This is a genomic window from Ewingella sp. C233 (genome assembly GCF_055407225.1).
The window spans coordinates 336,502-348,859 of sequence record NZ_JBUZRI010000001.1 but is presented as its reverse complement, the minus strand read 5'-3'; the positions used below and the strand labels follow the sequence as shown (position 1 = coordinate 348,859).

Here is a 12,358-nt window from a genome sequence, read left to right as displayed (position 1 = left end):
CATTATGAAATGCAAATAGAGTCATTGCATTAATAGTCAAAATAAACTTAACCGCTAATTATAATTAAGTCTACTCATTGAAATAACTGCCTTTATAATTAACTATTTCCGTCTTATTATTTCATAGTTAATAACGCCATCATTTTCTGCTTCATTACCTGATTATTCCGATAGCCGTAGCAATGGTTTGTCATCTATCTTTACTGCTTAAGTCTGAACCTTGTTACAGACAGGAGACCATTCATGAAGGAAAGCATGAACGACACGCCCGCCGCGCTACTGATTTTAAACGGAAAAGGTGCAGGTAATGAGGCGCTGCGTGAAGCGATATATAGCTTACGCGCAGAAGGAACGCGGATTGAAGTCCGTGTTACCTGGGAGCATGGCGATGCTGCACGTTATCTGGCCGAAGCCGTAGAATTGGGCTGCCAAACCGTCATTGCCGGTGGCGGCGACGGCACAATTAATGAAGTCGCCACCGCGCTGGTTAATTTGCCCGCAGGGCCACGACCGGTGCTGGGGTTATTACCGATGGGCACCGCCAACGATTTTGCCACCAGTTGCGATATTCCCGTTGCGCTTGATCAGGCACTGCTGCTGGCGATAAAAGGCCGTGCAGTAGAAATCGATCTGGCCCGCGTCAATGACAAACATTACTTTATCAATATGGCAACCGGCGGTTTTGGCACGCGTATCACCACCGAAACGCCGGAAAAACTCAAGTCTGCACTCGGCGGAGTCTCCTATTTCATTCACGGTCTGCTGCGGATGGATACGCTCAAAGCCGATCGCTGCGAGATCACCGGACCTGATTTTTCCTGGTCGGGAGATGCGCTGGTAATTGGCATCGGCAACGGGCGTCAGGCCGGTGGCGGCCAGCAGATCTGCCCTGATGCACTGATCAATGATGGTTTGTTGCAGCTGCGCCTGCTGACGTCTGAAGAGCTACTGCCGTCATTTATCCGCAGTCTGGTCAATAAAGAAGAGAACAAAAATGTGATTTCAGCGTCGCTTCCGTGGCTGGAAATCAATGCACCGCACAACATGACTTTCAACCTCGATGGCGAGCCCCTGGCCGGCACCCATTTTCGTATCGATGTTATTCCCAACGCGATCCGGTGCCGCCTGCCACCACAATGCCCAGTATTAGGCTAAAGCGACACCTTTGCTTTGCTGCTCCCTGCTCCGGCGGGGAGTCATTCCAGTCCCCTCCTTCTCCACTTCCCTTCACCTTTACGCTACAAACTGTGATCACCTCCTGCAAAATTTGACACGCATACTTGTATGGTAGTTGGCATTAAGCGTAATTTTCACTCAATGAACTGAGCCCTAATTTCTGCACAAAAGGTTTGATTGATGAAAATAGTTAACGCTGAAGTGTTTGTTACCTGCCCGGGCCGTAATTTCGTCACGCTAAAAATTACTACTGACAGCGGCCTGACCGGTATTGGTGACGCCACCCTGAATGGCCGTGAGCTTCCGGTCGCCTCTTATCTGAAAGATCATGTCTGCCCGCAACTTATTGGCCGAGATGCCCACCAGATCGAAGACATCTGGCAGTTCTTCTACAAAGGGGCGTACTGGCGTCGCGGGCCGGTCACTATGTCGGCGATTTCCGCCGTGGATATCGCGCTGTGGGACATCAAGGCCAAGGCCGCCAATATGCCGCTGTACCAGTTGCTCGGTGGCGCGTCGCGCACCGGCGTGATGGTTTATTGTCACACCACCGGCCACTCCATCGATGAAGTGCTGGACGACTACGCCAAACATAAAGCGTTAGGGTTCAAAGCGATCCGCGCGCAGTGCGGCGTGCCGGGTATGAAAACCACCTACGGAATGGCAAAGGGCAAAGGCCTGGCCTACGAGCCAGCGACGAAAGGCGTCTGGCCGGAAGAGCAGCTGTGGTCGACGGAAAAATACCTCGATTTCACACCAAAACTGTTCGAGGCCGTGCGCAATAAGTTTGGCTTCGACGAACATTTACTGCACGACATGCATCACCGCCTGACCCCGATTGAAGCCGCGCGCTTTGGCAAAAGTATCGAACAATACCGTCTGTTCTGGATGGAAGATCCTACGCCGGCTGAGAACCAGGAGTGTTTCCGCCTGATCCGCCAGCATACCGTCACACCCATTGCGGTCGGCGAAGTGTTCAACAGTATCTGGGACTGCAAACAGCTGATTGAAGAGCAGTTGATCGATTATATCCGCACCACCCTGACCCATGCGGGCGGCATTACGGGTATGCGCCGTATTGCCGATTTCGCCTCGTTGTATCAGGTACGTACGGGCTCGCACGGCCCGTCGGATCTTTCTCCGATTTGCATGGCCGCCGCGCTGCACTTTGATCTGTGGGTACCTAACTTCGGCGTACAGGAATACATGGGTTATTCCGAGCAGATGCTGGAAGTCTTCCCGCATAACTGGACCTTTAATGACGGCTACATGCATCCGGGCGAAAAACCGGGGCTGGGCATCGATTTTGACGAAAAACTGGCGGCTAAATATCCGTACGAACCGGCGCATCTGCCGGTGGCTCGTCTGGAAGACGGCACACTGTGGAACTGGTAAGGGAATCGAAAATGAAAAGCGTCGTCATAAAGCAACCAGGCAAACTGGTCATTGAAGAACGCCCGCTGCCGCAACCGGCCGCCGGTGAAATCCGCGTAAAAGTCAGTTACGCCGGGATCTGCGGCTCCGATGTTCATATCCATCACGGCCATAATCCGTTTGCGAAATACCCACGGGTGATTGGGCATGAATTTTTCGGGCTCATTGACGGCGTGGGTGACGGCGTCGATGCCCGCCGCATTGGTGAGCGCGTTGTAGTCGACCCGGTGGTCAGCTGCGGCCATTGCTATCCCTGCTCCATCGGCAGGCCGAACGTTTGTACCGAATTACAGGTTATCGGCGTGCACCGTGACGGTGGCTTCAGTGACTACGCCTGCGCACCGGCCGCCAATGCCTACCTGGTTCCGGCCGCCATTCCCGACGAGCTGGCCAGTATGGTGGAACCCTTTACAATTGCCGCAAACATCACCGCATTTCTGAAACCACAACCACAGGATACCGCGCTGGTTTACGGTGCCGGGCCGATGGGGCTAACGGTTATTCAGGTGCTGAAAGGCGTCTATGGCGTGACTAAAGTCATCGTGGCAGACCGCATTGACGAACGTCTGACAATGGCAAAACTGAGCGGCGCAGACCAGACCATCAATAATCAGCAACAGTCTGTGGCCGATGTACTTGCCGCTGACGGCATACGCCCGACGCTGGTGATTGATGCGGCCTGCCATCCGGCGATTTTACAGGAAGCGATTCTGCTGGCCTCACCGGCGGCGAGGATCGGCATGATGGGCTTCTCCGGCGAAGCCAGCAGCGTCACCCAGCAAAGTATTACCAGCAAAGAGATCTCCCTGTTTTCATCGCGCCTGAACAGCCACCGTTTCCCGCAAGTCATTCAATGGATGGAAGAGGGAAAAATTGACCCACAAAAACTAGTGACGCACCTGATGCCCGCCGCAAAAGTTGAAAACGCGATGGATTTATTCGCCAACGACCCGCGCGCCTGTTGCAAAGTCCTGCTGAAGTTCCCAATGGATGTCTGACCACGAGCTTAATTCGTTAAGCCGTTATAAAAGAGGGATGATTTTTCATCCTTCTTATTTTTTCACTTATATCACCCGTTTTTAAATACCCTACAAAACGCAACACGATAAAAATGACATTAAACACTCAGTGGAGCACCTATGTTTAAAAACCTACGTTGGGTCATCGTATTCCTATTATTTATGGTCTACATGATTAATTACCTCGACCGCGTTGCGCTGTCGATTACTGTACCGATGATAGAAAAAGAGCTGACGATTAATCCGGAACAATTCGGCATGATATTTGGAAGCTTCTTCTTTGGTTATGCCATATTTAATTTCCTCGGCGGTTTGGCCGTCGATAAATTTGGCCCGACCATTGTGATGGGCCTCGCCGTCGGTCTCTGGTCACTGTTTTGCGGAATGACCGCCATCGCCACCGGCTTTTATTCCATGCTGATTCTGCGGGTTTTATTTGGCATGGCTGAAGGACCAATTTGTGCGTCGGCGAACAAGATGATTAATGGCTGGTTCCCGAAGAAACAGGCCGCCACCGCGATGGGGTTACTGAGCGCAGGCTCACCACTCGGCGGCGCAGTCGCAGGCCCGATTGTCGGCTATCTGGCGATCTCTTTTGGCTGGCGCCCGGCATTTATGGTCATCGCGTCTATCGGGATTGTCTGGATGCTTATCTGGTTCTTCACCGTGGCTGATAATCCGCTGAAAAGTAAACGCGTCACGCAAAACGAACTGCGTTTAATCGAAGAGATGAAGAATGAACATCTCACTAAAGAAGAGGATTTAGCCCAGGCCGCGCACGGGTTAGGTTATTATTTGCGCCAGCCCATTATTCTGGTCACCGCCTTCGCCTTCTTCTGCTACAACTATATTTTATTCTTCTTCCTGAGCTGGTTCCCGGCTTATCTGGTGCAGGCACACGGTCTGAATATTAAAGAAATGAGCCTGACGACGGTGATCCCGTGGATTGTCGGTTTTGTGGGTCTGGCACTCGGCGGCATTATTTCCGATAGGATCTTCAATATTACCGGCCGCCTGTTATTGTCGCGAAAAATAATATTGGTGGTCAGCCTGTTAGCAGCAGCCATTTGTGTGGCTCTGGCCGGTGTTGTCACCAGCGTAGTACCTGCCGTTGTGCTGATGTCTATTTCCATTTTCTTCCTCTATACCACCGGTGCTATTTACTGGGCGATTATTCAGGATGTGGTGCATAAATCACGCGTTGGTGGCACCAGCGGATTTATCCATCTGGTTGGCAGCGTGTCAGGCATCATCGGCCCGGTAGTGACAGGTTTCATCGTGCAGAATACAGGCCGCTTCGACAGCGCCTTTATCCTTGCCGGTGGCGTCGCCGCACTCGGGGCTATTCTGGTGTTCTTTGTGATTAAACCGCCCAAGCACCTGCCGGTTAACGGCGTGACCCAGCTGTAAATCAAACCCCACACAGCAATAAAAACGCCTTCTGTATTCAGAAGGCGTTGGTTTTCTTACGGTTCGCTCTTTTTCAACCGCTAGCGCTTACTGCCTACCTTTTTCAACGTAGCTCATATCCCCCACCTGACCGACGGTGAATTTGCCGTTGTGGTAGGTGACTTTAGTGACGCTGGCATTCTTGAGGGGTTCACGAAGTTGATCGGCAGGCGCCCAACCTTTCAGCATGGTCAGGATCGCCATACCGTGCGATACCACCAGCACGTTGCCACCGCCGTCTGCACTGACTTTTTCGGCAATAGTACGTAGCTCATTTTGCATACGGGTACGCACCTGAGCGGCGTTTTCTGTCTGACCACTCGGGTCTGTGGCCGCCAGAGTATCCATCATCTGGTCCAGCGTGATCTCACTTTTACCCAACGCCTGCCCCATCGATTCAAAATCTTTGTATCCCAGCTTTTTTGCTACAGGCGCCCAGGTTACCGATTCCAGCGTTCCTTCAAAGGAGCCAAAACAGGTTTCACGCAGGGAAGACTCTTCAATAATCGGTTTGGATTGCCCGGCCGCCGCCAGTACTAATTTGGCTGTTTCCCGCGCACGGCCAGCATCACTGGAATAGACCGCCGTAAACGGCACCTCCTTGAGGCCCTTTCCCAACTGGGTGGCAACGTCCACACCGGCAGCCGTCAGCGGCGTATCCGACCAGCCCTGCATACGGTGCGCGGTATTAAACATGGTTTTACCATGACGCGTGACGTAAAACGTAACTTCGCCCTGCTGCTGAGCGACAGGTCCCTGACTGTCAGCCTGCGCCTGCGCGGCCTGTAGTGGCGAGAAAAAGAGCGGCGTCATTAGCGTCAGTGCAGCCATCATGTGCTTTTTCATTGTTTATTCCTTATCAGTGAATACATCAGAAAATATTGAATTTATAATCAATGCGGAATTCATACGCCATGCTGTTGGTTTTCTTAATAATGCCGTTGCTGTCCTCAATCGGCGTTGTACCGTTATGTTCGAAGGTGCGCCCCGGCCCTGCCAGCGTGAAAACAGACAAATTCTTAAGTGCTGGTGAAGACGGTTTCCACAATGTATAGACGTTAAACTCGCCCTCTTTGACTGCCTGCCCTTTATAATCAAAGAATCCGTAATGGGTATTTATTCCAACTAAGAAATCAGGCGTGACGTTATAACCCATATCAAATGAGATCACCTTTTCTTCATCGCGCATATAGTCGAGGCCTGCATATGCCATGGAATTAAAAGTACCTCTTGAGTTTTTACTCATATGCCGCGGGAATTGTCCTATGCCATCGGTTTTATGCGCCTGTGTATATTCGAAACCCGGTTTAATGATCCAGTTACCCGGCTTCCAGGTCATGTCAACGGCATAATGGGTGGCGCTGGAATCAAAGTCTTTTTTGCTGGCCTTCATGCTGTCATATTTATCCAGCGTGTCGGTGGTATAAATTTGCATACCATAGGCTAAGGATTTACCCTGTTTCAGGGCCAGTTCAACGCCATTACGTCGCAAATAATCTTCACTTTCGCCGTACAAATACAATGCGGTCAGGGTGTCGGATTTATATTGCAGATCACCGGTATAAATAGAATCGATTTGCTTACCGTCGCTGGTCGTAAAATGCACTTTATCCGGCGAGTCACGGTTGGAGGATTTATCGACATAGGCCATTCGCAAGCGGTAGGCGTCCCAGGTCACATCCCCGCTGACACCCTGATAGGTATTGGGCGCTGCGCGCATCGATGTGGTCAGCACGCCCAGTTTTAACAGTTTCCAGCCGCCGTAGAGATTACCGTCAATGCCGGATTCGGAGAACTTCGCTTTGCCGTAAAGCTGTCCCACTTTATTAAAGCCGCTGGCCTGGCCATTATCGTTATAAAGGATCCCTCTGGAGGCAAAATTATCCGCTGCGGCCAGTTTGATGACCCCGTAGTATGACCCGTCAATCCCAATAAAATTATTAATGTAACCCGATTTATAATCCAGGGAGACACCCTGCCCCCATGCTTCATGCACATTACGCTTGCCGCTTTCGCCCTCGTCAAGATACTTCAGGATATTATGGGTACCTAACTCCAGAGAACTGTCTTTAACAAAACTCGACTCTTTAATATCAGCCACGGATGCTGCTGCATAGGCAGGTAGTCCTAACACACCAAAAATAAAATAAAATTTAAACTTCCTCATAACTTTATCACTCCCTGTGGTTATTTTTCGTTTTGTATCAATACTTCTTCCCAGCGAGTGGATTTTAAAAACAAAAAAACCCGAAATGACGACATCCTGATGAATCCGGACGATCTCATTTCGGGTTTTGCCCGACTTAACGGTAACAATCCACTGCGGCGAATATACCTAACCTGATTTTTAAAAACACGTATTTACATCCGTTATTCCAGGTATATTGCCGGAATGAGATATGAATCTCATTTCTCAGGAACGACGCGGAGAATACTCTGAAAGAAGGCAATAATATAAATGGCGGTGATTTACTCGAAAATTACCCATGCGGATAAAAGCTGAATGACCCTTTCCAATAACAGGATCCACCTCAAATAATTGCCTTCAAGTGGTCGTTCTACTCCACAAGGTGGTTACCTACTGTTACTAAAAAATCGCCGCGCTTTCAGTTAATTGAAGCTAAAATTAGGCATCCGCCAAACACTTATCAGAAAATGGTTTCCGATGAAGATAGTGCTCATAGTGATAGGCGTTTTCGTGTTCATCGCCGTGATTGCGGGTCTGGTGATACGTTCTGCAGCAAAAGATGCTGAAGATGATTATTGAATCAATGGGGGAAGTGTTCCACATTAACTTCCCGCCCCGTTGTCTGCTGATTTACACTTTCGCGCTGCCCAAAATAACCCCGTTGATATCACTGAACATCTCATCCCACTCCTGCTCACCAATATCCATCAGCCCAAAGAAGCGCAGCATGAATGCCCCTTCCGTCGCCAGAAAAGCCAGACGGGCTTTTTTACCCTCCGTCGTGGTTAAATCGAGACCGGCGATCCGGCTGCGGTACCACTCGCGCGAACTTTCCAGATGTTCCGGCGTTTGGATCAGCATCGCCATGAGTGCGGCCGCCTTGGCGCTTGAGACCTGATCAGAGTTACGGGTGGCCTGCATATGAGCCTGAACGGTGGTGACGGGAGAAGGCGAATCACCGGCGATACTCTCAAAAACAGAGTCATAGGCTTTACCCCAGCGTTCAAACATGGCGTCAATCAGAGCATTTTTATTTCCAAAGCAATACTGCACCCCGCCCTTCGATATACCCATCGCTTTTGCCACAGAATCAATGGTTAAGCCCGCAGCACCCTGCCTGGCAACGATCTCTTCAGCGGCATCCAGAACCTTATCGCGGTCGATGCTACGTTGACGTCCCATAAAAAGACCTTTTCAATACATACGTATGGATTTATATTATTTATAGCACACCATTGCACAAACACCCTGGTGGCAGCGTGGCGGCTCAACCGGACCGCCCTTTTTCAGAGACTCTATTATGCACGCCAATAACCGCTGGCTGATACTGGCAATCATCACCAGCACACTGTTTTTAATCATTGTCGATATGACTGTTTTATATACCGCCCTGCCACGACTCACGCTGGCACTGGATGCCACAGCGTCAGAGAAACTGTGGATCGTTAACGCTTATCCTCTTGTCGTCGCTGGTTTACTGCCCGGTGCGGGGATGCTGAGCGATCGTCTCGGTCACAAGCGTTTATTTATGGCAGGTCTGCCGGTCTTTGCCGTAGCGTCGCTATGCGCTGCGTTCTCACCATCAGCAGAGCTCTTAATTGCATCCCGCGCCTTCCTAGCCATCGGCGCTGCCATGATGATGCCCGCGACGCTCTCGATTGTACGTCACGTCTTCACCGATGAGCGCGAACGCGCGCTGGCTATCGGCATTTGGGCCGCCGTAGCTTCAGGGGCTGCCGCACTCGGCCCGGTAGTTGGTGGCGTTTTGCTGGAGTATTTCTGGTGGGGATCCGTTTTTCTGGTCAACGTGCCGGTCGTCCTGTTCGTGATCCCTTTCGCCTGGAAACTTATTCCAGACCGTGGTGGAAATCCGGATCGCCCTTATGATCTCGTCGGTTCCGCACAAATTATGCTGGGTCTGGTCGGGGTGATTTACGCGCTGAAAGAGCTAAGTAAACCGGTATCCTCGATGCCTGCCCTGGCCATCGCGGCGGCTATCGGCGTGCTGTTTCTGACTCTGTTTGCCCGCCGGCAAAAAAGAGCCGTCTATCCGATGATCGATTTCTCGCTGTTCCGCAATCCCGCTTTTGCCAGCGGCGTTGCCGTGGCGATTATCTCCATGATTGCGCTGATTGGCGTTGAACTCGTGCTGACTCAGCGTTTACAGCTGGTGCTGGGGTTAACTCCGCTGATGGCGGCACTGTTCATTTTGCCTATTCCAGTTGCTTCCGCGCTGGCCGGTCCTTGGGCCGGAATGATGCTGCCCCGCTTTGGCGAACGCCGGATTATCGTGGGCGGATTTACCCTCACTGCGCTGGGTATTGGCTGTCTTGCCATCGTGTTTGAAAGCCACATTGCCCTTCAGCTGATCTGCCTGTTTGTTCTTGGACTCGGGCTTGGCGGCGCAATCACCGCAGCATCGACAGCCATAATGCTCAACGCGCCTGAAGAAAAAGCGGGCATGGTCGCCGCAATTGAAGATGTGTCGTGGGAGATGGGCGGCGTACTCGGCGTGACGCTGCTCGGCGGCCTGATGAGTGCCGTCTACAGCCGCAGCCTGATTTTGCCAGACACACTTCCCGCCGGAGATCTGGTCTATGACAGTCTGGATGAAGCCCTGCGCATTGCCGGTGGAATGAATCAGGGCGATGCGACGTTATTAACCCAACTGGCCCGCACGGCCTTTGATCAGGCATTTCTCGCGGTGCTGATCTCTGCGGCGCTGTTAATCAGTGCCACGGTGCTGGTGTTGGGTTGCCTGCTGCGTAAGCGGCTGAAAGCCCATTATCTGGCAGGCTGATATCGAGGCATTCCGCTATGTTGGACGGCATCATTAGCGGAATGCCACTTCACGTTGTTAACGTTTAGTTTTACCCATTTCAGTGGACCATTGCGCGATTTGCTCAGGGGATAAAAACTTCACCGTTTCTGTTTGTGCGTCGTTTGGCGCTTTCACTACGCTGGCGATGCAGGGGAATTTTTCCGGCATCTGTCGCAGCAGTTCCCGCTCCTGATCTTCCGAGCTTAAACTTTTAGCCTCGAGAAAGTCTTCTAACATCCAGATGCGGTATTCCATTTCATTTTTAAGTAGCTTCATAGACCCTCACGTTCTTTGGCTAGCAGATCACTGATGCTACAGGAGAATTCCTGGCTTTAAAAAGCCCTAAGCCCCCTTCGCTTATCCAAGACCCGGAATATTCACCCCGAAAATCTGCAATAGCAATACGATGTTCAAGCCAATGATAATAACCGTACCTACGGTGGAGACAACCACGGTCAGACGGCTGTTAACGAATTCACCCATGATGTCACGACGACGGGTGAACATCACCAGGGCAATCATCGGTGCCGGCAGTGCCAGACTCAGGACCACCTGACTATAAACCAGTGCATCAGTGGCATTCACGCCCATCGCCACCACAATGAAAGCCGGGACCATCGTCACCAGGCGGCGCAGCCAGACCGGAATGCGAAAACCAACAAACCCCTGCATGATCATCTGACCAGCCATGGTACCGACGACAGAACTGGAGATCCCGGAGGCAATCAGTGAGAGCAGGAACACACCTGCCGCGCCAATACCCAGCAGAGGAGTCAGCGTATGATAAGCCGTTTCGATTTCAGCCACGTCGCTGTGACCAGCATGAAACGCGCTGGAAGCCATAATCACCATTGCAATATTCACCAAACCCGCCACTGTCAGGGCAATCACCACTTCGATATTGGAAAAGCGCAGCAGCTTACGGCGCTCCCCCTGGTTTTTAACATGGGTACGGTGCTGAGTAAGACCCGAATGCAGGAAAATAGCGTGTGGCATCACCGTCGCACCGATGATCCCAACCGAAATCGTCAGCGCCTGTGCATCGGGTAATTGCGGCATAATCATTCCCATGCCGGCCGCAGCCCAGTCCACCGGCACGATAAACATCTCCACCAGATAGCAGAGCGCAATCACCGCCACCAACCCGCCAATCATCAGCTCAAGCGGGCGAAATCCGCGTTTTTCCACCATCAATAATGCGTAGGTAATGAGGGCCGTCACTCCCATACCTGCCAGCAGGGGCATATGAAACAGCAAAGAGAGTGCAATCGCACCGCCGAGAAACTCGGCTAAGTCAGTCGCCATCGCCGCGACTTCACTGACGCCCCACATTCCCCAAACCACCGGCTGCGGGAACTGTTCGCGACACATCTCAGCCAAATTTTTATTGGTGACGATGCCCAGTTTGGCCGACAGCGCCTGAAACAGCATAGCTATGAGGTTGGCCATCACCACCACCCACAACAGCGTATAGCCGTATTTCGAACCAGCCTGAATGTTAGTGGCGAAATTACCCGGATCCATATAAGCAATCGAGGCGATCACTGCTGGCCCGGCAAACAGCAGCGGCGTCATCATCCCGCGCTTTCGCCCGGAGAGCGCGTTACCAATGGCTTCGTTAGTTCGCTCAGTCAGTGAGGAAGAGGGATTCACTTCGCGCATACTTGTTCTTACCCTGTGTGGTTGAATTATTATTATGTTGTTTGATTTTCATTCTCTGACTTCGAATATAGCACTGGCTATACTCTATAGGACAAGCTTAGTTTGAGGTCAAATTACGCCATTCTGTATCAAAATATGACGTGCTGTCTGACAGGGGGAAACCTCAGGCCATAAAGTATTGTGCCGTTGTGTCAAAAACGATGCGACAAAGACCACTGTCCCTTCTCAATACGCAGGCATGGCCCATAAAAAAGGCCCACCGAAGTGAGCCTGTCCCGCCAGTCAGGGCTTTATTTATGGTCTCTGCGATACAGGTCCCACTCATCAATTCTTTCGCCACCGGGCAGCAGACAATCCGCGCGGACGCCAGCGCTGGTCTGCACGTTTTGTGACTGACCGCCCTTTTCATGGCAATAAACTGCAGCCGGGTTCGCCATGCCAATGGCCTTCTGCGCACCCAGGGGTTCCTGAGGTTGCGTACATCCCACCAGAACACATGCCAGCATGGCGATCAGTAATATTTTCATCGTAACTCCTGCAAAATGCGGGTCGATAAATGCCCGATTGATAAGATCAGAGTAACAGCAGAACTGGACCGAGACATTAAAA

Annotated in this window: 11 protein-coding genes; 5 read left to right on the top strand and 6 right to left on the bottom strand. The window is 51.5% G+C overall.

Features of this window, described 5'->3' with window-relative positions; genetic code table 11:
* Window positions 1-255 precede the first annotated feature (255 nt).
* From yegS to ACZRKO_RS01675, 4 genes are all read left to right on the top strand, one after another.
* Entirely contained in the window at window positions 256-1,155 is a 900-nt protein-coding gene (gene yegS / locus ACZRKO_RS01690) for a lipid kinase YegS (protein ID WP_463737437.1), read from the top strand.
* 201 nt (window positions 1,156-1,356) lie between these two features.
* Entirely contained in the window at window positions 1,357-2,571 is a 1,215-nt protein-coding gene (gene manD, locus ACZRKO_RS01685) for a D-mannonate dehydratase ManD (RefSeq protein WP_463735545.1), read from the top strand.
* 11 nt (window positions 2,572-2,582) lie between these two features.
* On the top strand, window positions 2,583-3,608 hold the full coding sequence (locus ACZRKO_RS01680; protein ID WP_463735544.1) for a Zn-dependent oxidoreductase: 1,026 nt from the start codon (window positions 2,583-2,585) through the stop codon (window positions 3,606-3,608).
* Between the two features lie 141 nt (window positions 3,609-3,749).
* Window positions 3,750-5,039 carry an MFS transporter gene (locus ACZRKO_RS01675; protein ID WP_463735543.1) on the top strand — a complete coding sequence of 430 codons (1,290 nt, stop codon included), beginning with the start codon at window positions 3,750-3,752 and terminating at the stop codon, window positions 5,037-5,039.
* Window positions 5,040-5,126: 87 nt separating this feature from the next.
* Here ACZRKO_RS01675 and ACZRKO_RS01670 read toward each other — a convergent pair whose 3' ends face one another.
* From ACZRKO_RS01670 to ACZRKO_RS01660, 3 genes are all read right to left on the bottom strand, one after another.
* Complete coding sequence (locus ACZRKO_RS01670) at window positions 5,127-5,924, bottom strand: histidine phosphatase family protein (protein ID WP_463735542.1); 798 nt, start codon at window positions 5,922-5,924, stop codon at window positions 5,127-5,129.
* Window positions 5,925-5,949: 25 nt separating this feature from the next.
* On the bottom strand, window positions 5,950-7,179 hold the full coding sequence (locus ACZRKO_RS01665; protein WP_463735541.1) for an OprD family outer membrane porin: 1,230 nt from the start codon (window positions 7,177-7,179) through the stop codon (window positions 5,950-5,952).
* Window positions 7,180-7,896: 717 nt separating this feature from the next.
* On the bottom strand, window positions 7,897-8,448 hold the full coding sequence (locus ACZRKO_RS01660) for a TetR/AcrR family transcriptional regulator (RefSeq protein ID WP_463735540.1): 552 nt from the start codon (window positions 8,446-8,448) through the stop codon (window positions 7,897-7,899).
* 118 nt (window positions 8,449-8,566) lie between these two features.
* On the opposite strand from ACZRKO_RS01660, the gene ACZRKO_RS01655 reads away from it, so the two are divergent.
* A complete protein-coding gene (locus ACZRKO_RS01655) occupies window positions 8,567-10,066 on the top strand; it encodes an MFS transporter (protein ID WP_463735539.1) in 1,500 nt (499 codons plus the stop codon).
* Window positions 10,067-10,123: 57 nt separating this feature from the next.
* Here ACZRKO_RS01655 and ACZRKO_RS01650 read toward each other — a convergent pair whose 3' ends face one another.
* From ACZRKO_RS01650 to ACZRKO_RS01640, 3 genes are all read right to left on the bottom strand, one after another.
* A complete protein-coding gene (locus ACZRKO_RS01650) occupies window positions 10,124-10,363 on the bottom strand; it encodes a hypothetical protein (protein ID WP_463735538.1) in 240 nt (79 codons plus the stop codon).
* 81 nt (window positions 10,364-10,444) lie between these two features.
* A complete protein-coding gene (locus ACZRKO_RS01645) occupies window positions 10,445-11,749 on the bottom strand; it encodes an Nramp family divalent metal transporter (RefSeq protein WP_463735537.1) in 1,305 nt (434 codons plus the stop codon).
* A gap of 290 nt (window positions 11,750-12,039) precedes the next feature.
* Window positions 12,040-12,276, bottom strand: a complete 237-nt coding sequence (locus ACZRKO_RS01640; protein ID WP_463735536.1) for a putative hemolysin — start codon at window positions 12,274-12,276, stop codon at window positions 12,040-12,042.
* Between the last annotated feature and the right edge of the window lie 82 nt (window positions 12,277-12,358).

What these genes read in the sequence shown, in the direction of transcription:
- ACZRKO_RS01645 (WP_463735537.1), bottom strand. Translation starts at nt 11,749, where the DNA reads ATGCGCGAAGTGAATCCCTCTTCCTCACTGACTGAGCGAACTAACGAA.
- ACZRKO_RS01680 (WP_463735544.1), top strand. Translation starts at nt 2,583, where the DNA reads ATGAAAAGCGTCGTCATAAAGCAACCAGGCAAACTGGTCATTGAAGAA.
- ACZRKO_RS01655 (WP_463735539.1), top strand. Translation starts at nt 8,567, where the DNA reads ATGCACGCCAATAACCGCTGGCTGATACTGGCAATCATCACCAGCACA.
- yegS (WP_463737437.1), top strand. Translation starts at nt 256, where the DNA reads ATGAACGACACGCCCGCCGCGCTACTGATTTTAAACGGAAAAGGTGCA.
- ACZRKO_RS01675 (WP_463735543.1), top strand. Translation starts at nt 3,750, where the DNA reads ATGTTTAAAAACCTACGTTGGGTCATCGTATTCCTATTATTTATGGTC.
- ACZRKO_RS01670 (WP_463735542.1), bottom strand. Translation starts at nt 5,924, where the DNA reads ATGAAAAAGCACATGATGGCTGCACTGACGCTAATGACGCCGCTCTTT.
- ACZRKO_RS01660 (WP_463735540.1), bottom strand. Translation starts at nt 8,448, where the DNA reads ATGGGACGTCAACGTAGCATCGACCGCGATAAGGTTCTGGATGCCGCT.
- ACZRKO_RS01640 (WP_463735536.1), bottom strand. Translation starts at nt 12,276, where the DNA reads ATGAAAATATTACTGATCGCCATGCTGGCATGTGTTCTGGTGGGATGT.
- manD (WP_463735545.1), top strand. Translation starts at nt 1,357, where the DNA reads ATGAAAATAGTTAACGCTGAAGTGTTTGTTACCTGCCCGGGCCGTAAT.
- ACZRKO_RS01650 (WP_463735538.1), bottom strand. Translation starts at nt 10,363, where the DNA reads ATGAAGCTACTTAAAAATGAAATGGAATACCGCATCTGGATGTTAGAA.